Genomic DNA, 23,896 nt, shown 5'->3' on the forward strand with positions numbered 1-23,896 from the left:
TGACCATAATGTTACAGTTTTCGCAGTATGGGTGTCGCCGTAAAGGCAAGCAGGATGACAAGCAGCACACCAGAACCATTGAGGTAGAGAGCGGGCCCGATGCCAATGGCGGTTACGAGAAAACCCATTTCGAGTTGGCCCAACGGGGCTGAGCCTATCGCGAACATCCATGCTCCCATCGACCGGCCCCTCAAATGATCCGGCACACACGACTGCATCATACTCTGTGTGAGGATGTCCCAGGCTGATATCATTGCTGAGACGACGGCAAGCGTCAGTAGTACAGTGGGAATATCTGAAACATGTCCCAGTGCGATAATGCTGATTCCAAGGAGTAATACGCAGATACCATAGATTCTGATGCGTCTTTTCTGCGGTGATACGGCGAATAGTAATAATCCAATCAGTAGGCCGCCAGATGCCTGGGCGGCATGCATCAGGCCGAGACCATCAGCTCGCAGGTCCAGACGAGATGTTGCCATTGCTGGTAGCGCACTGGAGTAGGAGGTGCCGAATAATTCGATACCTGCGGTGACCAGAACCAGCATTAGTAGCACTCGGTTTACTCTGAACTCTCTGACGTAGTCGCTGAGGTTTTGCCACAAAGGGGTGTTATCAGCAGCAACACGCTGATTTCTTGACCGTATTCCGGTGAGCGCTCCCCCAGCTGCTGTATGCATCAATGCCATCAGTATCAGGGCAACTGCCACACCGAAACGGTCTGTGAGTACCCCGATCGCAATTGCGCCGATCAGCATGCCTAGACGGCTTGCGACGCTGATACCCGAGAGGGCTCGAGTCGCTTGTTGCCGTCCGGCAAGGTCATAAGCAAGTGCCAGCCGAACTGGGTTCTTAATAGCTCGTAGGCTGCCCAGTACCAAGGTCAGTACCAGAACGAGGGGTGCTTGCGGGGTTTGATAAACGAACAGTACTGAAAACAGGATGATTAATCCGGCAGCGCCAAAGTCGAGACTCTGAAGAAGTCCACGACGCGGAAACCGATCGGCTATCCCGCCACCGATGATGCCAAATATGATGTTTGGTAGGTAGTAGAGTGCAAATGCGATGCCGACCCAGCTCGAACTTTGTGTTGCATCCAATACCAGCCAGCCAATCAGTACATAATCGCCGCCCATGCTGACAGCATTGAGAGCGCTATTGCACCACAGTCTGCGGTAAGGAGCCGATCGAAAGAGTGCGTTCACGTCAGGCTCTGCCGTACGGAAGGCATTTTAAGACAGTGCTTAATCCTCTAGCCGAACGGCTGTCACGCTGATTTCAATCAGCATATCGCCATGTAAGTCGACACCAATGCAGACCCTTTGCGGCCAATGCTGTGGATCGTCACCCAGCCAGTCACACCAGATGCGATCCATCGCGGATTTATTGACCATGTTCGTCAGGTAGACCTGTGCAGATACGATCTTTGATCGATGTGACCCTTGCTCCTGCAGGAGGTTGTCCAAGGCCGCTAGCGTTTGTGTTGTCTGCTCTTCGATTCCAACCGTCGTGTCTTTGGCGGTGCCGACTGCCCAGACAAGGTCTTTATACGCTGAAGATGCATTCCGGCCGATATATCGGCCTCTGACTCGTGTGATCATGTGTGTATTATTCGATTTTGGTACAAGAATCAGCTGCTGACCGGCTTGACTGGCGATAAAGTGATCTCGGTGATGTAGCAGTGATGCGCGGGTTGATGAAAGAACTTATTCTATACGCCGACACAAGCACTCATAAATAAAATCATGCGCAGCTCTTGTGTTTGGAGGAAAATACGGCCTTGTTTCCGCCGGCTCACCCCAATGGCAGGCCACTGGCTTCGCAATTCGGTTAGCTTGGATCAGACATGACCCTGTGAGTGAATCCGTAATCCCTCTGGCGGATTTCTAACACAAGCTTTACGGCCCAGAGAATTTGTCCGCACAGAAAACGTTCAGCCCGCATTCCTGGAAGGATTTGCGTCTTCAAGGGCTGATATCGGTGATCGGCTGTGTCTGCCTATTTGGCATGACCTTCAGTCTGTATAGTCCATTGTTGTCACTGATTCTCGAGCAACGTGGTGCCAGCAACTTTCTGATTGGCAGTCTGGCGACAACCCCGGCGATTGGCGTGATGCTGGGAGCGTTCTTCGTGCCGTTGTGTTTGAAAATGGCAGGTGGAAGAACCCTGTTACTGATAGGCGTTTTTGTCGAAATATTCCTGATCGTCTGGTTGATGTTGACCGACAAGGTGTTGGTCTGGTTTGTGATCAGATTTCTCGGTGGTATTTCCGGCAGCATCGTTTTCATCGTTTCAGAAACCTGGCTCAATGACATCACGCCCGAACGGCTCCGGGGTCGAGTCATCGGGCTATACAACACGATGCTGGGTTTAAGTTTTGCGATCGGGCCAGTGGTATTGGCCATGACGGGTATTCAAGGTCAATTACCATTTCTGGTCGGGATCGGACTGATGTCGGTAGCGATTGTCCCGCTGCTGCTGGTCAAGAGCTATTCGCCAGACGAGTTAGATACACCCACGTTCAACATAGTGAGTTTCATCAAAGTAGCGCCTTTGCTGGTCATCGCTTGTTTCGTGGTGGCGTTCAAAGATATGGCCAGCGTTGGGTTGTTACCTGTCTATGGTGTGAGAAGCGGTTTATCAGATGCTACAGCAGCATTGATGTTGTTTTTTGCTGCCATTGGCGGTGCGGTGCTGCAGTTTCCCATTGGTTGGTTAGGAGATTACTTCAGCCGTGTCGGAGTGATGGTCTTGTGTGGTTTGGTGGGTATCGCCGGAGCAGCGGTGCTGCCATTCGTAGTCACAGTGCCTTGGCTGTTGTTTCTGACCTTGTTTATCTGGTTGGGCTTTTTCGCTGGTGTGTACACCATTGCTTTGACGCTGGCTGGGCAATGGTTTCGTGGTACCGAACTGGCTATAGCTATAGCGTCATTCGGCGTGTTCTGGGGAATGGGCGGATTGGCTGGACCAATCATCGCCGGCTACACCATGGATTTGTGGGGCACACATGGATTTCCACTGGTGATGGGAGTTGTCGCAACCTTATTTGTCGCTTTCTGTATGGTGCCGGGTTGGCGACGAGCACCGAGGACCGCTGCTGTGGTCAGATCAACGCGATGATACGGGGTATGGACACAGTGATCCGAATCGGATGGGTGCTCGTGGCTGGCGGCACGATCGGTGTTGCGACAGCGGGAGGTACAGTCGGATTTATCTGGATTCTGAATTTCTGCTACGCCCACTTGCTGGGTTCCGGTGACAATCATGGTGGACTCCAGTCCGGATTAGCTGGCTTGCTGCTTTTTGCGATTCCGGTCATCGGCGGTCTGTTGGTAGGCGGTCTTCGTGCTCGGTTGCCGCGGGGAAGCATTCAAGGCCCGGCAGATGTTGTCGAATCAGTTCAGACTTTCAGGGGGGGGATACCAATGTCGGTCGGCGTCCGATCGGTTACTGCCAGTTTAGTGGGCCTAGGGGTAGGCGCATCGGCAGGTCAGTATGGGCCGTTGGTTCACCTGGGCGCTACAGTGGGATCAGCCATTTCCCGCTTCATGGGTCAGGGTGCTTGGGTAGGTAGTACAGGTATCGCCTGTGGCGTTGCGGCAGCTATTTCGACGGCTTTTACCGCGCCCATAGCGGGTGTTCTGTTTGCCCACGAAGTGGTATTGCGTCATTTCTCACTCCGCGCTTTTGCCCCGGTCACAGTTTCAGCAATCGTCGGTTATATCATCGCAGGACCGGTTCTTGGTCAACGTCCCTTATTAGCTTTGTCAGCCAGTACCGTGGGAAATGTCGCGGATTACGTTCTATTCATTGCTCTCGGTCTTGCAAGCGCAGTTCTCGCTGTTGTCTTTATGCGTTTAATGTTATGGACTGAACGTCGCGCTTTTGATTTGCCTGTGCCCTCGATTCTGAAACCTGCATTGGCAGGAATTCCGGTCGGACTGTGCCTGATTTGGCTCCCTGAAGTCACAGGAATCGGAATCGGCACCATGCATTCGACACTTGAAGGAAATGTATTTGGTATGGGCGACCTCGTCATAATTCTGATAGCTAAGTTGGTGCTCACGGCAGTGTGCGTTGGGTTTGGGCTTGCGACTGGTGTGTTTACACCTGCATTAGTAATTGGCCTTCTTTTTGGTGCTTTGGTTGGCGAAGGGTTAGCTATAGTATTGGAATCCGGACATTCTGGCCTCGGAATTTTTGCAGTGTGCGGCGCTGTAGCTGTAGCCAGTCCAGTAATTGGTGCTCCACTTTCCGCAATTCTGATCGTGTTTGAGCTAACGCGGAACTACGAACTGACGACGGCAGCCATGCTGAGTGTGGTTTTTGCAAACCTGGTGTCGTATCGAATATTTGGACGGTCCTGGTTTGATCGTCAACTCCTCAATCGTGGTGTTGATATTAGTCGGGGACGCGATTATCTACTGCTGCAAACTCAACTGGTTGAGGAGTTGATGGATTCACCGCTGGTGACTGTTCTGGGCTCTGAGTCTCTGGCCGACGTGTTGACACAAATGGATGGTCAGACCCGGAATCTGGCCTGGGTAGTCGACAGTCAACATGTCTTGACTGGAACTCTTCGTTACGAGGCTATACGCCTACTGTTGATTGACCAGCCAGATGCTGCTGATTGGCCTGTGTCCCAAGCTGCCGTGTCAACCAGCGCTGTTCTGTTCCCCGAAACAGATCTGGCTACCGCAATGCAACAAGTTGCGAACCAGAGCCAGGACTGGATAGCCGTGGTCGAGGGTGGTCAACACCGGCGTTTCCTGGGAGTTATTTCTCGCGCAAAGATTGTCACAACCTACCAAGCGACCCTAGACCGTATAAGGGAAGAAGAACAGGCCTCAGCTTAACTTTGATGTGGCTACGAGCCTGAATTCTGGACCTGTACCTGGCAACTGAGCCCCGATTGTGAAACGTAAGATTTGGTTAGAGTTAGCAGGACTGTTTCGGCTGGGTCTCCCCATCATTTTTACCCAGCTCCTGCAGGTCAGTCAGGGGACAATTGCCATCATCATGATGGGTCGAGTTGGCTCACGAGAACTCGCCGCTGTCGGTCTGGGCGCTTCATTTTGGGTATTCGTCTGGTTGGGGTGTATGGGTCTGTTGATGGGACTATCCCCCACCATTGCCCAGCACCAGGGGGCAGGAAGACACCGCGAGATGCGTGATGATTTTCAGCAGGGCCTGTGGATGGCGCTGATGATTGGACTGCTGGCATTAATTCTGATGCGCAATATTGGTGGAGTAATGGATCTCATCGGCGTCGATCCACAGGTCATTCCGCTGGTGAAAAGTTATCTGAGAATCGGGTCATGGTGTATGCCCGCAGTATGTGTGTATCTTGTGATGCGGTTTTTCTGTGAGGCAACTGGAAACTCCAGGCCGATGATGGTGATTCAGATTATTGTTCTGCCACTTGTGGTGTTGGGATACTGGGTGCTGATTTATGGAAATCTAGGATTTCCCGCACTGGGAGTTGATGGCGCTGCACTGATGTTTTCCGCAGGCATGATCCTGACTGCAATCTTAATGGGCGGTTACATGTTGGCTACCTCGCAATATCGCGCTCTGGGTTTGTTTGACGGACTGACGCTTCCAGTGTCGGCCCGACTGGGTGCACTTTTCCGGCTGGGTATACCGATTGCATTATCGCTGGTACTCGATTCGGGTTTCTACAGCGCGATGAATCTGCTGATGGGTCGATTCGGTCATGTCGCGCTGGCCGCTCATCAGTTGGTCATTAATTTCGCGACCGTTATTTTTATGGTTGCTGTCGGAATATCAAGCGCTATCATGGCTCGGGTCGGGCAGTCCGTAGGTAGTGGAAATATAGCTGAAGTCAGATTCAGAGGCTGGCTAGGAATCGCAACAGCGACCGTACTTACACTGCCTTCAGTATTGTTCATGGTGACTTATCCAGAAATAATTGTCGGTATCTATACCAGTGATCCACAAGTTGCAGACATTGCAGTATCGTTGTTGTTGGTGGCAGCAATGTTTCAGTTATTTGATGGTCTTTACATGGCCGGTGCAGGTGCTTTGAGAGGGCTGAAGGACGTCAATGCGGTGATGTGGATTTCGGTCTTGTCGTACTGGGCAATTGGATTTCCTATCGCGTGGATAATGGGTATGAATTGGGGACCGATTGGCCTTTGGTACGGTATGGTGCTAGGGATCGGACTTACAGCGGTTCTTTTGGGTTGGCGGTTCGAGGTAAAGTCGCGCAAGCTTATAGCACGCCATGTCTATTGAAGCTGACAATATCGACAGATGGACAGTCGTCGAAACGATCCGTGAAGGCGGTGGTACTCGTGCGCGTGTCTTGAGAGTGAAGCTGGGTGATCGGAATGCTGTACTAAAAGACCATGCAGGCTGTGATCCTTTGTTTTCAATGCTGATAGGGCCAATCCTAGCGCGCCGGGAATCTAAGGCATTGACATGTTTGTCGTCCGTTGACGGAGTGCCGTTACTAATAGGACGTCGTGGATCGCGGGCGCTGCTCATGGAGTGGTTCAATGCGGTACCCTTTAAAACGCTTCAACGCGATACAGAATTCTGGAAGCAGTTTTTCATTACACTGGAACAAACTCTGGCTGCGATACATCAATCAGGCGTTGCCCATTGCGATCTTCGAAGCCTGAACAATGTGTTGGTAAACGAAGGCGGGGAGGTTTTTATAGTTGATTTTGTTGCTTGCTGTTTCGAGGGCCGCCGCTGGAATCTGTTATCGCGCGCGGTGTTCCGCCGCTTTTGTCGTGTTGACCGGGATGCCGTACTAAAACTCAAACAACAAGTGGCACCCGAGTTGCTCTCGGACGAGCAGTGGAACAGGATCAAGCATGTCGGGTGGTTCGCCCGTGGTGCGCGGAATACTGGTAAGCTGATTCGGCGTTTAAGTCGGATCCTACTCACCCGTTGATCAGGTCGCAGAATACCCCACCGCCGATCAGTCGACTGTCATCGTACAACACCAGTGCCTGACCGGGTGTAATGGCCCTTTGAGGCTGGTCGAATGTAATCTCGATTCTGTCCGGGCCGACACTGGACAACGTGCACGCCTGATCGGCCTGGCGATAGCGGGTCTTGGCCGAACAGCGAAACGGAAAGGCCGATGGATGGTCTTCCACCCAGCTGAGCTCTTCTACCTGTGCAGAGTTCCGCATCAATGCCGGGTGATCGTGCCCCTGCACAACACGAAGTACATTACTACACATGTCTTTGGCGGCAACGTACCAGGCGTCTCCAGGGCCGCCAATATCCAGGCCGTGACGCTGGCCTAGGGTATAGAACCACAATCCCTGGTGCTGACCGACCACGGTGTTGTCCAGTGTACGGATCTGCCCGGGGCAGGGGGGCAGATAACGTGAGAGAAAGTCGGTGAACCGCCGTTCTCCGATAAAGCAGATGCCTGTGCTGTCTTTTCGGTCTGCATTTGGCAGCCCGAGCGACCGCGCTTTCTGGCGTACTTCAGATTTCAGCATGGCGCCAATCGGAAATAAAGTGTGTTGCAGTTCGGCCTGGCCGAGGGTATAGAGGAAATATGACTGGTCTTTACATGGGTCATTTCCTTTGAGCAAAGAGAGAGTGGCCCGGTTTGAATCAATTTGAGCATAGTGACCGGTTGCAATGTACTTGGCGCCGAGTCGATCGGCATGGTCCAGAAACTCTCGAAATTTTATTTCTCGATTGCACAGTACGTCGGGGTTGGGTGTGCGTCCAGCTTGGTACTGTTGAAGAAAGATCTTGAAAACTCTTTCCCAGTATTCGTGTGAAAAGTTAACGGTATGCAGGGGAACGTCCAACTGCCGGCAAACACGCTGTGCGATTTCAAGATCCTCAGCTGCGGCACAGTAAGATTCGTCGTCGTCTTCCTCCCAGTTCTTCATGAACAGTCCGATGACGTCGTGGCCTTGCTCCTTAAGCCGCCAGGCTGCAATCGATGAATCCACACCACCGGAGATCCCTACGACAACAGGCGTGTTCTTTTCAGGCATCATTCTTGATGGCGTTCTAGGCCATCTAGTTGTCTTTTCGGTGCCTGAAGAATGCCCACCGAAGGTCTACCCATTCAGTACTTTTTGCAATATAGGGCAGCATTCCGTTATCCTGAAACCAGCTGTCTACGACGTAATTCACAGCGCTGCCTACCTGTTCTACCTGGGCAGCCCAATGGGCATCGAGCAAAGACCCACGGTATGCCCGGTCAATGACGCGGTGCCAGTGCAGATGCCCTTGTTGTTCAAACAGAGTAAGGTACGTTGTCGTATTGATCGACTCGTCAATACAGTCCATCTGACCGGTCATGTCGACAGGGTGTTTTTCGAGATTCATGCCTTTATCCAGGTGGGTCGGGGTATAGCGACTGACCACGACCTCCATCCAGCCAATTGCTTGACGAATCTGCTGGCGCTCGTCTTCTGGTGTTGTCGCAGATCCATCGAACCAGTCGACCACGCTACGCCACTCGGCGGGAGTAATACTGACTATCTGGCGAATCTTGCAGGAAAAGCCGTAGCACACGGGTAGCGTGAGTTCTTTGGCATGCGATCGGACCGGTAACACCAGCGTGCCGCAGATGCACAGACATACCAGCAGGGCGCTGGCAAGGCGCGCGTTCATCAACAGGCTACCCGGTAGAACTTAAATTGTTGGCGCTGTCTCGCCGAAAAGTACTCCTGGACCACCGTTACGCTCGTGAAACATGGAAACCAGCGCATGTTGAGGGTCCTTTGTGGGGTCTGGAAAGTGCACAACGTGGTCTGATTATAAAGCTTTATCTGATGGTGGCGATTTTGTTCAGTGGCCAGTCTCTGGGCTGAAGACATCGATTATCCCCGGTGCCAAGATTTCAAGAAACTGTCGAATGGCGGCAGACAAGTACTTTTTCTTACGAACGACAACACCGTAACTGCGGTCAGGAAAAAAGCGTTGGAGCGACACTTTGCTCACATCCTCGCTTCCGGTAAGGCAGATATCAGTAACGATAGATATACCCAGTCCGAGTTCAACATATTTCTTGATCACTTCCCAGCCCCCAGCCTCCAGCGTGACCGAATAGTTGACATTATGTTGTCGAAATACGGTATCGACGATGCGCCAGGTGGCAAGATGTCGCGGTGGAAGAATCAGACCGTACGGGCCGATGTCTTTAAGCCTTAATCTTCCGGGTTTTTTCTGTGCGAGCAGATGCCCCAGCGGGGTGATCAGCATCGTTTTGTAGTTAACAATCGGGTGGTACACCACATCGTCAGGTACCTCAAGCATGGAGCCGACGGCAAAATCAGCGTTATCTGCCCGAAGCATTGCCATACCGTCCTGGCCGGTCACATTATGGAGTTTGATCCTAATCCCAGGGTAAGCTTCTGCAAAAGCCTTTACCGGTTCGGGCAGCAGATACTGTATCGTTGATTCACCGGCGGCAATGTTGATCTCACCTGAATCGAGTTGCCCCAGTTCACTGGCAAAATCTTCACCGATCGAGTCTATTCCATCGACAAGCGGAAGCGCGATCTCGAGAAGCGCCTGCCCTGCCTGGGTCAGGCGAATTTGTGGGCCACGTCGTTCAAACAATGTACAGGCGAGTTCCCGTTCCAGCGCCTGAATCTGAAGAGACACGGCGGGCTGGCTGATGAACAGTCTCTTGAGTCGACACATCAATTAATTGACGGAGATGAAGGTATGAAAACGCTGCTGGCTGCTGCTGAAGCGATCGAGAAGGACTGGAGGGAAAACCCACGCTGGAAAAACGTCCGACGGGATTACACGGGATCTGATGTGGTTCGACTCAAGGGGTCTGTCCAGATCGAGTACACGTTTGCCAGGCTCGGTGCCGAGAAATTGTGGCGCAGGGTTAACACGGAGGATTTTATCCCTACCCTGGGTGCTTTGACGGGTGGTCAGGCAGTGCAGCAGGTTAAAGCCGGTGTCAAGGCGATTTATCTGTCCGGCTGGCAGGTCGCTGCGGACGCCAATCTGGGTGACACCATGTATCCCGATCAGTCTCTCTACCCGGTTAATTCGGTGCCCTCTGTTGTGAGACGGATCAACAATGCTTTCAAGCGGGCAGACGAGATCCAAAGCGCCAGTGGTGTCGGCAATGTGGACTATTTTGTGCCCATCGTGGCCGACGCTGAAGCTGGTTTTGGTGGCGTCCTGAATGCGTTCGAGCTGATGAAGGCCATGATTGATGCGGGCGCCGGTGGTGTCCACTTTGAAGATCAACTTGCGTCTGTCAAAAAGTGTGGACATATGGGTGGTAAGGTACTCGTGCCGACACAGGAGGCTGTTCAGAAGCTGACAGCAGCTCGTCTGGCGGCCGATGTCTGTGGAGTACCGACAGTGTTACTCGCCCGTACCGATGCCAATGCTGCAGCGCTGTTGACGTCTGATGTGGACGAGTCGGATCGAAGGTTCATGACGGGTGAACGGAGTACTGAAGGTTTTTATGTCACTCGCCCCGGTCTCGACCAGGCTATTGCCAGGGGCCTTGCCTATGCACCTTATGCAGACCTTATATGGTGTGAGACTGCAGTACCGGATTTGGACGAAGCCCGGCAGTATGCCGAAGCCATCAGGCGGGACTATCCGGATCAATTGCTGGCCTACAACTGTTCACCATCTTTCAACTGGAAAAAGAATTTGGACGATGCAGCGATATCAAGGTTCCAGCGAGAACTGGGAGCAATGGGCTACAAATACCAGTTCATTACACTGGCTGGTATACACAGTATGTGGTATCACATGTTTGACCTCACGGCGAATTATGTTCGTGACGGTATGAGCGCTTATGTGGAAATGGTCCAGGAAAAGGAATTTGCGGCCGCGGATCGGGGTTACACATTTGCCAGTCATCAGGCCGAAGTAGGTGCTGGTTACTTCGACGATGTCACAAATGTTATTCAAGGCGGTCAGTCATCAGTGACGGCGATGGCTGGGTCAACAGAAGAGTCGCAGTTCGCCACCGGCTAAAAGAATATGTCCGGGCGGGGCAGAAAACGGCTGAAACGCTCACTGGACTGTATCAACCACAAAACCGGTGACGGGGTAACCTGTCACCGGTTTTTCAGAAAAACTGGCTGGAGATCTGTAAATAGCTTGAGCATTGGTATGCTAAACCACTATCATTTACCCTTAAGGATTGAGGCAGATTTCTTTCTAATGAGACAATCGGGTACTACTGATGAGTGACAGTAAGGAAATTCAGCGTTCGGACGGCCTAGTCGTAGAAGAAGCCAAACCCAAGCTGAAGCGACCTCAGCTCTTTCGTGTAGTCCTGATCAATGATGACTACACACCCATGGAATTTGTTGTGATGGTATTGCAACGGTTTTTCCGACTCACTCATGATGACGCAGTTCAGATTATGCTTAATGTGCACACGAAGGGGTCGGGAGTATGTGGTGTTTACCCTTCCGAAATTGCTCAGACCAAGGTGCGTGAAGTGATGAATTTCGCCAAGGAGAATGAGCACCCACTGCAGTGTACGATGGAGCCGGAATAATGTTGTCCCGCGAACTCGAGCAATCTCTGAACCTCGCCATTCAGAAAGCCCGTGAAAACCGGCATGAGTACATCACGGTGGAACATCTGCTTTATGCTTTGCTGGATAACCCTCCAGCCATTCAGGCCATTCAGGCTTGCGGTGGCAGTATTGAGGGGCTGCGTAATGAGCTTGATAATTTCCTTGAACAATATATCCCACTACTGCCGAACGATAGTGATGAAGATTCTCAGCCGGGGTTAGGGTTCCAGCGCGTGATCCAGCGGGCGATCCTGCATGTTCAAGGTACGGGCAGGAAAGAGGTGACCGGCACCAATGTGCTTATCGCGATGTTTGCAGAAAAGGAGTCTCACGCAGTCTACTTTTTATCTCGCGAGGACGTCACTCGGTTCGACCTGGTCAACTATATATCCCATGGTATTTCCCGAGTCGGTGGGGAAAGCACCAGTTTGCCCCCACCCGCTGGCGTTGATCAGGACGAGGGGTTTGAGGATGATGAAGCACAAACCCCTCTGACCGCGTTTGCCGTCAACCTGAATGAGCAAGCCATGGCGGGTCGTATAGATCCTTTGATTGGACGAAAAACAGAGATAGAACGGACGATCCAAATTTTATGCCGCCGGCGAAAGAATAATCCACTGTTTACTGGGGAAGCTGGCGTAGGAAAGACGGCAATTGCCGAGGGCCTGGCCAGAAAGATTGTTGAAGGTGAAGTACCTGAAGTCTTGATTGACAGCACCATTTTTGCACTCGACCTGGGGGCTCTAATCGCTGGCACCAAATACCGAGGAGATTTTGAACAGCGCCTTAAAGCTGTACTGGCCGAGTTAGAGGATACCCCAGGCGCCATTTTGTTTATTGACGAGATACACACGGTCATCGGCGCAGGTGCGGCTTCGGGTGGAGCAATGGACGCATCGAACCTGCTCAAGCCCGTGTTGGCGTCGGGCCGAATGAAATGTATCGGTTCGACCACCTATCAGGAGTACCGGGGAATTTTCGAAAAAGATCGAGCACTATCGCGGCGATTCCAGAGAGTCGAAATCGTGGAACCCAGTGTGGACGAGACCGTGGAAATTCTGCGTGGTCTGAAGACGCAATTCGAAGAATTTCATGAGGTCAGGTATACAGCACCATCGTTACGCACCGCGGCTGAACTGTCGGCACGGTACATCACAGATCGGCAGTTGCCAGATAAAGCAATCGATGTCATTGATGAAGCAGGGGCTCAAACCCGACTGGTTCCAGCCGCTAAACGACGGAAGACGATAGGCGTGAATGACGTAGAGCGGGTCGTCTCCAAAATGGCCCGAATCCCACCCCGGACAGTGAGTGCTTCCGATAAAGATGTGCTCAGGAATCTTGACGCCGACCTGAAACGCGTTGTCTTCGGTCAGGGTGACGCAATTTCGGCACTGGTCAGTGCAATAAAGCTAGCGAGATCTGGGCTCGGCAACCCCGACCGTCCGATTTCATCTTTCCTGTTTTGCGGGCCAACAGGTGTTGGTAAAACGGAGGTGACGCGTCAGCTGGCAATGACATTGGGCATCGAACTGGTGCGATTTGACATGTCGGAATATATGGAGCGGCACACCGTGTCACGCCTTATAGGGGCACCACCGGGCTACGTCGGGTTTGATCAGGGCGGTTTGATGACAGAGGCCATCACAAAAAACCCGCATGCAGTACTGCTTCTGGACGAGATAGAAAAGGCCCATCCGGATGTTTTCAACCTGTTGTTGCAGGTGATGGATTATGGGACTCTGACCGACAATAATGGCCGAAAGGCTGATTTCCGCAACGTGATAATAGTGATGACGACCAATGCCGGTTCTGAAAATGTGGCGCGGAGTTCAGTTGGTTTCGTGGATCAGGATCACAGCGCCGACGATATGGAGGTCATCAAGCGGATGTTCACCCCGGAATTTCGAAACCGGCTTGATTCAGTGATTCGATTCAGCGCCCTTGATGCTGACACGATATTGCATGTTGTGGATAAATTTATTCTTCAACTGGAGATCCAACTCGCGGACAAGCACGTTACGCTTGAGCTTGACCCGTCAGCCCGGCAGTGGCTGGCTGTTCACGGCCACGATCCGGCGATGGGTGCCAGGCCAATGAACCGACTGATCAGGGAGCGTATCAACCAGGCTTTGGCTGAGGAGCTGTTGTTTGGAAAATTGGCCGGCGGTGGTCATGTTCGGATTTATAGCGAAGATGATGCGCTCAAGTTCGATATTGAGCCGCCTGTAAAACACTAATAGACGGTTCAGAATTTTCTGAGCTCCAGTCAGTCTGCGTGGGTTGATTGAATAAAGTACGCTGCGACGGTCACACGTAGATGTCGACCGGACGATCGTCCAGAAGTACGCGATCGGCTTCAATTGATAACCGGCCTTGCGCAAACCAGGTAATGGCGGTGGGGTAGATTCGATATTCTTCTTGATGAACCCGCTGTGCCAGCGATTCAGGTGTATCTGATGACAACACGGGGACACGTCCCTGTATTACGATAGGCCCGGCGTCGAGTTCAGGGGTAACAAAGTGCACACTGGCACCGTGTTCAGTTACGAGATCTGCGATAGCCCGTGCATGGGTATTCAGGCCCGGGTAATCGGGTAGCAGGGACGGATGTATGTTCAGCATCCGACCGTAGTACCGCTCCACAAGCTTGGCGTCGAGAATTCGCATAAAGCCGGCCAGTACCACCAGGTCCGGTCGGTAGCAATCGATCTTCTCGTCAAGTCTATGATCGAAAGACTGGCGATCATCAAAACAGTGGTGATCGACTACGGTGGTCTGGATTCCGGCGTTCTTGGCGCGCTGAATACCTTTGGCCTGAGGTTCATCGCTGATTACACCACACACCTGCGCCGGTATCGTGCCGTTTGCACACTGGTCGATGATGACCTGCAGATTTGTACCACTGCCGCTGATCAGGATCAGCAGATGACAGTTGCTGGTCTGCGGTTTACTCAACGATCGCACCGTGCGGGCCATGTCTCACCTCACCGATGACCGTGATGTTTTCTCCCGTTTCCTCCAGCAGAACTTGGGCGTTGGCAACGTCGCCCCGAGCGACGATTACCACCATACCGATGCCACAATTAAAGGTTCGCAGCATTTCAGTTTCTTCGATATCACCTTGGGTCTGGATCCAGTCAAAAATCGCAGGACGTTGCCAGGCTGTTGAATCTATCTGAGCCTGCAGGCCCTGAGGCATGATTCGACTCACGTTACCGCCCAATCCACCGCCGGTAACGTGAGCCATTCCCTTAACTGGGATATTCTTCAGTAGACGATTGATTGAACTGGCGTAGATTCGGGTTGGCGCCAGCAGTGACTCCCCGAGTGTCTGCTGGCCAAAAGCATCAGTGAGCGTCGCCTGGGATCGTTCTCGTACGGCGTGGATTAGAGAATAACCATTTGAATGAACACCAGAGCTTGCGAGTCCCAGGACCTGATCACCTGCACGAACCGTGCTGCCGTCGATAATCTTCGATTTTTCGACAACGCCCACACAGAAACCGGCCAGATCATAGTCGCCCTCGCGGTACATGGCCGGCATTTCTGCGGTTTCACCCCCAATCAGTGCGGCACCTGCGATTTCGCAGCCCCGGGCGATTCCAGAGATGACTGATTCCGCCAGATCTTCTGAAAGAACAGAAGTTGCAAAGTAGTCGAGAAAATAAAGTGGTTCGGCACCACAGACGATGACGTCATTGACACACATAGCGACCAGATCGATACCGATAGTGTCGTGCCGATCCATTTCGATTGCGAGTTTGAGTTTTGTACCCACCCCGTCGACTCCCGACACCAGAACGGGCGCTTGGTATCGTTCAACAGGAAGTTCGAAAAGCCCACCAAATCCCCCGATACCGGTTATCCAACCTTCTCGCCGGGTGCGTGACACGAGTGGCTTGAGCCGTTCAACCAGGTTGTCTCCAGCGTCAATGTTGACACCCGCGCTCCGATAGCTTAGACGACTTTTTTCTTTGCTCGACATCTGGGGTTTATCGGGAGACACTGTACTGATGAAAGAGGTGTTTATGGTATCGTATCTGAGGCGTGTACTGGCGATTTCTGACGTAGACGGGTTTTTGATGCCATCTATGATGATGGTGGCAACACGCCGCTGTCAGAATCTTTTCTACTTTTTCTCATGGTAGCCGCATTTGCTCAAAAAATTACCTAATCTCTTGACCCTGCTTAGAATTGGTGCTGTTCCGGTACTGATTCTTTTTCTGCGGGAACGGGAGTACGCAATTGGCGTCGCTATCTTTGTCGGTGCAGGTATCACCGATGGACTCGATGGCTGGATCGCCAAGAAATTCAACTGTGTAACGCGGCTGGGATCGATTCTGGATCCCATAGCCGACAAGGTTCTGATTGTGAGCACCTACGCGGTACTGGTTCTGCTTGGCGATCTCCCGTTCTGGCTTTTGTTACTGATCGTGTTCCGCGACGTGGGCATTATTGGCGGTTACCTCATTCTCGATACGCTTCATGGTTCCGTACCCCTACACCCCAGCTTCTTGAGCAAAGTCAATACGGTTCTACAGATCATTCTCGTGACTGTTGTCCTGATAGACCGTGCTGGCTGGGTCCATCTGCCTTGGCTAAATGAATTTCTGATTGTCCTGGTGGGATTGACCACGTTGGCCAGCGGTATCCATTACGTTTATTTGTGGTTTATCCGGGGCACTGAAAACAACAATTCAGCAAGTAGCTAGGGTCTAGCGCCATGACAGGACAACTCAACCTGCCGTTGCGACTGAGTGATTCAGCTTCGTTCGACAACTTCTACCCGATCGGAAATGAAGAGGTGGTCGAGGTTGTTCGATCGGTGACGAAACGCGCCAATGCTAAGCCATCGCTTTTCATCCATGGCCCGCCGGGCAGCGGAAAGTCGCACCTGCTGCAGGCGTTAAGCCGCCTGACGGTTGAGGAGCATGGGCTAAATGTGTATGTACCCGCTGGCGCAAGCGGTGTTAGCCCGGATCTCGTTTCCCAGCTTAATGCCGATACAGTGGTCTGCCTGGATGACTTAGAGCAGATTGTCGGGGACAGGGAGTGGGAAGAGGGTATCCTGGAACTGTATGAACGACTCAATGGCGGGGATGGCGTACTGATCGTCAGTGCCAAGCAACCCCCGTCACTGGTCGGACTTGATCTCGCTGATCTCGCGACGCGTCTTGCTGCGGGCGGGGTCTACAGTTTGAAATCACTGGCGGAACCGGACCTGCCACAGGCCATGCGTTTCAGGGCCAGCATGCGTGGTCTGGATTTGCCCGATAACGTCATCCAGTACCTTATTCGGCGGCTACCCAGAAACAGCTCTGTACTGTTCAGCCTGCTGGATCGCATCGACAAAGCCGCTTTTTCCCGCCAGCGGCGAATCACGGTACCTTTCGTCAAGGAACTTGAAAAAGAATTCTTTTCTGAGTACTGACTCGGCAGTTTCAACCCAATAATTTCAGTCCAACCCAGGACATTGGCGTCCAAGGGAAGCTGCCGGCCGGGTGGTTCAGTCGACACTCGTGGGCCGAGCAGTCGTCAGAGAATGGCGAGTACGGCTTCGGGCGGGCGACCTATGGCTGCCTGGTCGCCGGATACAACGATCGGCCGCTGCAGCAAGATCGGGTGTTCGCTTATTGCGCTTGCCAGTGTGTCATCATCCGCATTGGTTAGGTTGTTGTCTTTGAATTCCTTTTCTCCGGTACGGACTATGTCAGATAGAGGCAGCCCCAGCTTGTTCGCGAGCGTACGCAGCGTTGAACTATCGGGGGGTGACTTCAAATACTCGATAATTTCAGGAGAATGACCATGTTCGTGCAGGAGCGCCAGGGTTGCTCTGGATTTTGAACAGCGAGGGTTGTGATAGATGGTGATTGGCATACTGAATACTCCATATTTCTTGACACTGGTAAACGCGAGTGTTAGTTTGCAACTGATGTGAGTGCCGAATTCATAATCGCACCCAGAGTCCTGATTTTACAAGAAAACCGAAATCTCGAGTGACCTCATGAACAATCCCTTCAGCGCAGTTCGAATCCTCCTTGCGGTGTTCGCCATTGTTTTTGTAGTGAGTGGTTGTACCACTGCGAAGCCGACAGAAGCCGAGGCGGGAGTTGCTACAGCTGCCGCGCCAGCGCCGTCCACCGACACTTCCGCTGATTCCGACACCAGCGCCGAGTCGACGGATGATTCTGCTAGTGACAGCAGTGCCTCTTCAGGCAGTACCGGACCTGCACCGATCAGTCGTTACATTGTTCAGTCGGGCGATCATCTGTGGGGAATCTCTGGACAGGCACAGGTTTATGGTGATTCCTACCAGTGGCCTCTGCTGTACAAACGAAATCGCGACGACATCTACGATCCCGACTTGATCTATCCGGGCCAGGTGTTGCATATCGACCGAGAGGCCAGTGAGCAGCAGATTCAGCTGGCGATAGACCACGCAAAAACCCGCGGAGCATGGGCTCTAGGCGTGGTTGAGAAGGCAGATATTGACTACTTGATGTTGGCTCTTTAAACGCCGGATCTTGGGCGCCTGTCACAGACGCGGACGGCTATAGCTCGCGCAAAGTCACGAGCGCTTGTACGACCTCATCGAATGGATAGTCGTCAGTTGCACCGGAGCGGCGGTTACGGTATTCGATCGTCCCGGATTTGAGGCCGCGCTCACCGATTACCAGCCGATGCGGAATACCCACCAGATCCATCTCTGAAAACATGACGCCGGGACGCTCGTTCCGGTCGTCGATCAGAACTTCAAATCCGCAGCTTGTCAGCTCGGTATAAAGCCGCTCAACTGCAGAAGCGACGGTGGCGGACTTGTGCAGGCCAATGGGCACGATGCCCACGTCAAACGGCGTGATGGGGTCGGGCCATATGATGCCGTGTTCATCGTGGCTCTGCTCGATCGCCGCTGCCACGATACGAGTGATGCCGATCCCATAACAGCCCATATACATCGGCTGCGCTTTGCCCGATTTGTCGAGATAGGAGGCCCCCAGTGCTTCGCTGTACTTGGTGCCCAGCTGAAAGACGTGCCCTACTTCAATTCCTCGCCGTACATGGATCGTCTTTGACGGATCGGTGGGGCAGGGATCGCCATCTACAGCCTGTCTGATATCCGCTACTGCGGGTTCTGGGAGGTCGCGCATCCAGTTGACATTTTCCAAGTGTTTATCGACCTGGTTTGCGCCGCAAATAAAGTTTGCGAGTACAGCAGCACTGTAGTCAGCAACAACAGGAAACGAGAGCCCTACCGGACCAATCGAACCGGGCTCCGAGCCGGTCGCCCTGCGGATATCATCTGCACTGGCCATCTGCAGTGGTTTGGCAATCTCGTTCAGTGTCTCTGCTTTTACGCTATTGAGCTCATGATCGCCGCGAAGAACGAGTGCAACAACACCGCCGTCAGCACCTGCGACTATCAGGGTCTTAACCGTTTGTTGGGGCTGAATCGCGAGGAATTGGCATAGATCGGCAATGGTGTGTTGGCCCGGGGTGTCAATCTCGCCCATCGCCGTACCGGGCGAGGGTCTTCCAGCCAGCGATGGCTCCAGGGTTACTTTTTCAATATTTGCTGAATAACCGGCTTCAGAACAAAGGGCGATCGAGTCTTCCCCCGAATCAGCCAATACGTGGAATTCATGGGAAAAACTTCCGCCAATGCTGCCGCTGTCTGCCTCTACCGCGCGGGTTTCCAATCCCAGGCGATCAAAAATGCGCTGATAAGTGTCGTACATGGTTTGGTAACTTTTGGCCATACCTTTTGCATCGGCATCAAACGTATACGCGTCTTTCATAATGAATTCACGTGCGCGCATGACACCGAACCGCGGCCGAATTTCATCTCGAAACTTGGTCTGAATCTGGTACAGGTTAAGAGGCAGCTGGCGATAGCTACGTATTTCGGACTTGGCTAGGGTAGTGATGACTTCTTCATGGGTGGGGCCAAAACAGAATTCGCGTTGATGCCGATCAGTCAGTCTCAGCAATTCCGGCCCATAGTCCTCCCAACGCCCCGAAGCACGCCACAGTTCGGCTGGTTGGATGGCAGATAGCAGGACCTCCTGGGCACCGCTTCTGTTCATTTCTTCACGCACTACAGTTTCGACTTTGCGAAGCACGCGATGACCCAGTGGCAGCCAGTTGTAGATACCGGCTGCGACCTGCCTGATCAGTCCGGCTCGGAGCATCAGTTGGTGACTGATAATCTCTGCGTCGGCTGGGGTTTCTTTAAGGGTCGCAATCAGAAACTGGGAAGTTCGCATGGTTGCTGCATTGCCCGGGGTGACGTGAATCGCTAGTGTAAGCGGTTTGCGCAGATCCCTCTAGGATGGTTGGCTGAAGTCTCGCCAATTAAGATTGTTAGAATATCCAGTTTGGGGTTGCCAGGTTCTACTGGTTTTATCTTAACGCGCTGACCTTAGCGGGTCGGTTAACGGTTGGTCTTGGAAGACATGGACTCGGTATCAGAAATTCTGTGGCAGCCTTCTTCTTCAAGAATCGCCAACGCGCACATCACGGCATTTGTCCGTCAAGTTGAGTCAAGAACTGGTCAGTCGCTGCCAGATTACAATGCAGTACATGCCTGGTCAGTGGCTCAACCCTGTGTCTTCTGGGAGTGCCTGTGGGATTTCTGTGGCCTGCCTCCTAGATCACCCGATGAACGCACGGTAGAAAACCGTGATCACATGCCTGGGGCCCGGTGGTTTCCGGACAGCCGGATAAACTTTGCCAGCCACTTGTTGATCCAACGGGCCGATTCACCAGCCATGGTGTTTCGTTCCGAGAATATAGTCAGACGGGTGATCAGCCATGCGGAACTCTATGGGCAGGTGGCTGATATTGCCGCCGCGCTACGGTCAACAGGCGTTGAGGCGGGAGACCGGGTCTGTGCGTTCATGCCGAACATGCCTGAAACCGTCTCCGCTATGCTGGCATCTGCATCGCTGGGCGCTATCTGGTCATCTTGTTCCCCGGATTTTGGCGTCCAGGGTGTGCTCGACAGGTTTGGCCAGATTGAGCCAAAGGTGTTGTTCAGTGCGGATGGCTATTTTTACAACGGCAATGCACATGACTCGCTCGACAAACTGAACGCTATCCGTGCAGGATTACCATCGCTGGAAAAGGTCGTGGTCGTCCCCCTGGTGGCCGATCAACCCGACGTCAGCCGGATCACGAAAGGGGTATTACTGGAGGAATTTCTGGTTCCCGCTGATTCGATAGAATTCAATAAACTGCCATTTAACCATCCCCTCTACATCATGTACTCGTCGGGTACGACGGGGGTTCCGAAAGCGATCATTCACGGTGCTGGCGGTACGCTGCTTCAGCATCTCAAGGAACACAGACTGCATACTGACATCCATCCGGGTGATCGACTGTTTTACTTTACGACCTGTGGTTGGATGATGTGGAACTGGCTCGTGTCGGGTCTTGCCAGTGGCGCGATTCTCGGGCTGTATGATGGATCACCGTTCTACCCTGACGGAAACGCCCTTTTCGATTTTGTATCTGAAGAAAAGATGAACATTTTCGGCACTTCGGCTAAGTTTATTGACGCGGCAAACAAAGCTGGCATTCATCCGACAGAAACACACGATCTGACTGACTTGCGCAGTGTACTTTCCACAGGGTCGCCACTGATGCCGGAAGGTTTCGACTATGTTTACCAGTCGATCAAGGAAGATGTGTGCCTGTCATCGATTTCAGGTGGTACGGATATCGTGTCCTGCTTTGTGCTCGGGAATCCGACACTGCCCGTTCGGCGTGGCGAAATCCAGTGTAAGGGGTTGGGCATGCAGGTGGAGGTCCGGGGCGACTCGGGCGAGATTCTGACACCGGGTCAGAAAGGTGAATTGACCTGTAGTAATTCGTTCCCCTGTATGCCCGTCGGATTCTGGAATGATCCGGAAGGTCAGAAGTATCGTGCAGCCTACTTCGACAAATTTCCGAACATCTGGTGTCACGGGGATTATGTCGCCGAAACTGAAAATGGGGGGATGATTATCTACGGGCGTTCTGATGCAGTCCTTAACCCTGGCGGAGTGCGGATCGGTACAGCCGAGATTTACCGGCAGGCCGAACAGATTGATGAAGTCATCGAAAGCCTGGTGATTGGCCAGCAATTCGAAGGCGATGTCCGAGTTGTCCTGTTTGTGCGTTTAAGAGAAGGAACTGTCCTGGATAGTGATCTTGCTGATGTCATTCGCGCCAAGATTCGACAAAACACAACACCTCGTCATGTGCCGGCGCGTATCGTACAGGTATCTGATATCCCACGCACCAAGAGTGGCAAGATTGTTGAACTTGCGGTTCGAAAAGTCATCCATGGTGAACTGGTGAAAAACCGAGAGGCACTTGCAAACCCGGAGGCACTCGATCTTTTTGCAGATTTGCCGGAACTGAAACATTGACCCTGAGAGTTTCCCGCAGACACTGGCTAGTGGTTTTCTATGTCTCCACTGAAGGCCAGTTCATGGGGCTCATCGCACTGAATTGAAGCCACTTGATTCTCATCGATGTTGACTTATCCCTCTATTGATCCGGTTGTTTTTGCTGTCGGGCCGATAACGGTCTACTGGTACGGCGTCATGTATCTGATCGGATTCCTTGGTGGTGGCGCATTGGGTGTGCTGCGTGCCCGGGCGTCCGGTTCTACGTGGTCCTCACAGCAGGTCTGGGATCTTCTGTTCTATGTGGCAGTGGGCGTGATCGTTGGCGGCCGACTCGGTTACGTCCTGTTCTATAACGTTGGTTACTATCTGGAGCATCCGATTGCGCTGCTGTATATCTGGTCGGGTGGTATGTCGTTTCATGGTGGGTTGATTGGGGCCTGTGTTGCACTCGCTCTGTACGCCAGGCGTTCCGGCCGTAGTTTCCTGTCCGTTTCGGACTTTCTGGCACCATTGTGTCCCCTGGGACTGGGTGCAGGACGGTTGGGGAACTTTATCAACGAGGAGCTTTGGGGGCGGGTGTCTGATGTGCCCTGGGCGATGATCTTTCCATCTGCAGGCCCTTTAGCGAGACACCCGTCACAGATTTATGAAGCGGGACTTGAGGGGCTGTTGCTATTTCTGATCATCTGGACCTATTCATCGAAGCCAAGGGTTACGGGAAGCGTGTCGGGACTTTTCCTCATTTGTTACGCGCTATTCCGGTTCACCGTTGAATTTTTCAGAGAACCCGATGCCCATCTTGGGCTGGTCTTTCTGGATGGACTGTCGATGGGACAACTGTTGTGTTTGCCAATGCTGATCGCAGGACTTTGGCTCTTGTTGGCTGGGCGGTCGCGTCAGACTTGACGGATGTCGGATCCGTGGGGTACCGGTCGATTACATGGGGTCTGGATAGTTATGGGGCATAACACCCCAGAGTACTCAATTTCGAGCAGCAAAGATCATCGAGGTAGAAATAAACGTTATTTATCCGGGCCGCGGAACATTTTGATTAGTCTAGCCTCAAACAAACGATTAGAGTTTCTCCTTTCCACAGGATTTCAACTGGCGACACGAACCCCCGCCGGGCTACTATCTAATCCGATACGGGTGCAATACCAGGTAATTATGGAGTGATGTGATTTGATGTTCACCAGCAATCCCTTTGCCGAACTTTCAGGCTTCATGCCACCAGCCTTCATGCAGACTTATGTCGTCATCATGGTAGTGCTCGTCGTGGTTGGCACGCTGTATGACACTATTCACAAAAAAAGTGCCAAGTATTTCTTTAAAAACTGGCAAAAAGAAAGAGCCAGCGGTGCGCGACGGGTCGGTGGTGGGGAAGTGGTGGCCCTGGCGGTTCGAACTGCCGTGGTCGACGGCCTAATGTCTGGCGAATTCTGTAATGCCCGGCGCAGAATTGCCCATCTCTTGACCATGTACGGCTTCCTCGCCCACTTCATTACCACAGCCATTTTGGTGTTCTGCTACCCAACGCCCGCCACACCCGCACCCGCCATCTGGCCCTTAATCTGGTATATCGGCGGTCTGCTGATTTGTGTTGGTGGCTACTGGTTTTGGTTCTTCATTCGAGTGGATGTTGCCGCTGAGGGCAATTCTCCGTTTCGCATTGTGCAGGCCGACCTGTTTATTATTTCGCTTCTCGCCAGCGTGACTTTGGGCCTGATCTGGGGGTACGTGCAGGTAACAGGAAATTCGTGGGCAAACTTGTTGTTTGCTCTATACATGATCGCTACGACGGTGCTTTTCGGATCTATTCCGTGGTCAAAGTTCTCACACATGTTCTATAAGCCAGCAGCGGCCCTGCAAAATCGTATCGCAGAAGCGGACGGTTCAAGGAGCAACTTGCCGGCTCCTGCCGATAAGCCTGAAGTTTTTGGCAGCTCCCGCCAGACAACTCAACATTATTAAT

21 protein-coding genes and 1 pseudogene are annotated in these 23,896 nt (G+C 52.6%); 13 read left to right on the forward strand and 9 right to left on the reverse strand.

Annotated features, from left to right (window positions below):
• Positions 1–11 precede the first annotated feature (11 nt).
• Entirely contained in the window at positions 12–1,205 is a 1,194-nt protein-coding gene (locus MK323_10295) for an MFS transporter (protein ID MCH2482548.1), read from the reverse strand.
• 39 nt (positions 1,206–1,244) lie between these two features.
• Positions 1,245–1,601 carry a Rid family hydrolase gene (locus tag MK323_10300; GenBank protein ID MCH2482549.1) on the reverse strand — a complete coding sequence of 119 codons (357 nt, stop codon included), beginning with the start codon at positions 1,599–1,601 and terminating at the stop codon, positions 1,245–1,247.
• 313 nt (positions 1,602–1,914) lie between these two features.
• On the opposite strand from MK323_10300, the gene MK323_10305 reads away from it, so the two are divergent.
• From MK323_10305 to MK323_10320, 4 genes are read left to right on the forward strand one after another with little or no spacing between them, the layout of a single operon-like run.
• Positions 1,915–3,120 (forward strand): MFS transporter, encoded by a 1,206-nt coding sequence (locus tag MK323_10305; GenBank protein MCH2482550.1) that lies wholly within the window; start codon positions 1,915–1,917, stop codon positions 3,118–3,120.
• Positions 3,121–3,128: 8 nt separating this feature from the next.
• A complete protein-coding gene (locus MK323_10310; protein MCH2482551.1) occupies positions 3,129–4,856 on the forward strand; it encodes a chloride channel protein in 1,728 nt (575 codons plus the stop codon).
• A gap of 58 nt (positions 4,857–4,914) precedes the next feature.
• Entirely contained in the window at positions 4,915–6,258 is a 1,344-nt protein-coding gene (locus MK323_10315; GenBank protein ID MCH2482552.1) for an MATE family efflux transporter, read from the forward strand.
• Positions 6,248–6,925 (forward strand): hypothetical protein, encoded by a 678-nt coding sequence (locus tag MK323_10320; GenBank protein ID MCH2482553.1) that lies wholly within the window; start codon positions 6,248–6,250, stop codon positions 6,923–6,925. Before MK323_10315 ends, MK323_10320 begins: the two co-directional genes overlap by 11 nt.
• On the opposite strand, the gene mnmA is transcribed toward MK323_10320, so the two are convergent.
• The 3 genes and pseudogenes from mnmA to MK323_10335 form a co-directional block, all read right to left on the reverse strand.
• Positions 6,915–8,000: a tRNA 2-thiouridine(34) synthase MnmA gene (gene mnmA, locus MK323_10325; protein ID MCH2482554.1), complete on the reverse strand. Its 1,086-nt coding sequence runs from the start codon at positions 7,998–8,000 to the stop codon at positions 6,915–6,917. The two genes, MK323_10320 and mnmA, sit on opposite strands and share 11 nt — an antisense overlap.
• A 25-nt stretch (positions 8,001–8,025) precedes the next feature.
• On the reverse strand, positions 8,026–8,625 hold the full coding sequence (locus MK323_10330) for a hypothetical protein (GenBank protein ID MCH2482555.1): 600 nt from the start codon (positions 8,623–8,625) through the stop codon (positions 8,026–8,028).
• Between the two features lie 177 nt (positions 8,626–8,802).
• Positions 8,803–9,648 (reverse strand): annotated as a pseudogene (locus MK323_10335) (LysR family transcriptional regulator).
• Between the two features lie 36 nt (positions 9,649–9,684).
• Between MK323_10335 and aceA the strand changes: the two are divergent.
• The 3 genes from aceA (at position 9,685) to clpA (ending at position 13,767) form a co-directional block, all read left to right on the forward strand.
• Positions 9,685–10,974 carry an isocitrate lyase gene (gene aceA / locus MK323_10340; GenBank protein MCH2482556.1) on the forward strand — a complete coding sequence of 430 codons (1,290 nt, stop codon included), beginning with the start codon at positions 9,685–9,687 and terminating at the stop codon, positions 10,972–10,974.
• A gap of 211 nt (positions 10,975–11,185) precedes the next feature.
• Positions 11,186–11,506, forward strand: coding sequence for an ATP-dependent Clp protease adapter ClpS (gene clpS / locus MK323_10345; protein ID MCH2482557.1), 321 nt, complete (start codon positions 11,186–11,188; stop codon positions 11,504–11,506).
• On the forward strand, positions 11,506–13,767 hold the full coding sequence (gene clpA / locus MK323_10350) for an ATP-dependent Clp protease ATP-binding subunit ClpA (GenBank protein MCH2482558.1): 2,262 nt from the start codon (positions 11,506–11,508) through the stop codon (positions 13,765–13,767). The genes clpS and clpA overlap by 1 nt, the downstream gene beginning before the upstream one ends.
• A 70-nt stretch (positions 13,768–13,837) precedes the next feature.
• Here the strand turns inward: clpA and purN are convergent, their stop codons facing one another.
• Positions 13,838–14,506 carry a phosphoribosylglycinamide formyltransferase gene (gene purN / locus MK323_10355; GenBank protein MCH2482559.1) on the reverse strand — a complete coding sequence of 223 codons (669 nt, stop codon included), beginning with the start codon at positions 14,504–14,506 and terminating at the stop codon, positions 13,838–13,840.
• Positions 14,478–15,515, reverse strand: a complete 1,038-nt coding sequence (purM, locus tag MK323_10360) for a phosphoribosylformylglycinamidine cyclo-ligase (GenBank protein MCH2482560.1) — start codon at positions 15,513–15,515, stop codon at positions 14,478–14,480. Before purM ends, purN begins: the two co-directional genes overlap by 29 nt.
• A gap of 193 nt (positions 15,516–15,708) precedes the next feature.
• On the opposite strand from purM, the gene MK323_10365 reads away from it, so the two are divergent.
• Entirely contained in the window at positions 15,709–16,242 is a 534-nt protein-coding gene (locus tag MK323_10365) for a CDP-alcohol phosphatidyltransferase family protein (GenBank protein MCH2482561.1), read from the forward strand.
• 11 nt (positions 16,243–16,253) lie between these two features.
• Entirely contained in the window at positions 16,254–16,961 is a 708-nt protein-coding gene (hda, locus tag MK323_10370) for a DnaA regulatory inactivator Hda (protein ID MCH2482562.1), read from the forward strand.
• Between the two features lie 104 nt (positions 16,962–17,065).
• On the opposite strand, the gene arsC is transcribed toward hda, so the two are convergent.
• Positions 17,066–17,407, reverse strand: a complete 342-nt coding sequence (gene arsC, locus MK323_10375) for an arsenate reductase (glutaredoxin) (GenBank protein ID MCH2482563.1) — start codon at positions 17,405–17,407, stop codon at positions 17,066–17,068.
• Between the two features lie 127 nt (positions 17,408–17,534).
• Here arsC and MK323_10380 point away from each other — a divergent pair, with 127 nt between their 5' ends.
• Entirely contained in the window at positions 17,535–18,044 is a 510-nt protein-coding gene (locus MK323_10380; protein ID MCH2482564.1) for a LysM peptidoglycan-binding domain-containing protein, read from the forward strand.
• Positions 18,045–18,081: 37 nt separating this feature from the next.
• Here the strand turns inward: MK323_10380 and MK323_10385 are convergent, their stop codons facing one another.
• Complete coding sequence (locus tag MK323_10385) at positions 18,082–19,794, reverse strand: proline--tRNA ligase (GenBank protein MCH2482565.1); 1,713 nt, start codon at positions 19,792–19,794, stop codon at positions 18,082–18,084.
• A gap of 189 nt (positions 19,795–19,983) precedes the next feature.
• Between MK323_10385 and MK323_10390 the strand changes: the two genes are divergently transcribed.
• The 3 genes from MK323_10390 (at position 19,984) to MK323_10400 (ending at position 23,895) form a co-directional block, all read left to right on the forward strand.
• Entirely contained in the window at positions 19,984–21,942 is a 1,959-nt protein-coding gene (locus tag MK323_10390) for an acetoacetate--CoA ligase (GenBank protein MCH2482566.1), read from the forward strand.
• A 105-nt stretch (positions 21,943–22,047) separates the two neighbouring features.
• The gene (lgt, locus tag MK323_10395) at positions 22,048–22,830 is read left to right on the forward strand and encodes a prolipoprotein diacylglyceryl transferase (GenBank protein MCH2482567.1); all 783 of its coding nucleotides are present in this window, start codon (positions 22,048–22,050) and stop codon (positions 22,828–22,830) included.
• Positions 22,831–23,109: 279 nt separating this feature from the next.
• The gene (locus tag MK323_10400; protein MCH2482568.1) at positions 23,110–23,895 is read left to right on the forward strand and encodes an adenylyl-sulfate reductase; all 786 of its coding nucleotides are present in this window, start codon (positions 23,110–23,112) and stop codon (positions 23,893–23,895) included.
• The last annotated feature ends 1 nt before the right edge of the window (position 23,896 follow it).

The sequence above is a fragment of the Gammaproteobacteria bacterium genome (genome assembly GCA_022450155.1).
Lineage (GTDB): Bacteria > Pseudomonadota > Gammaproteobacteria > Arenicellales > UBA868 > REDSEA-S09-B13.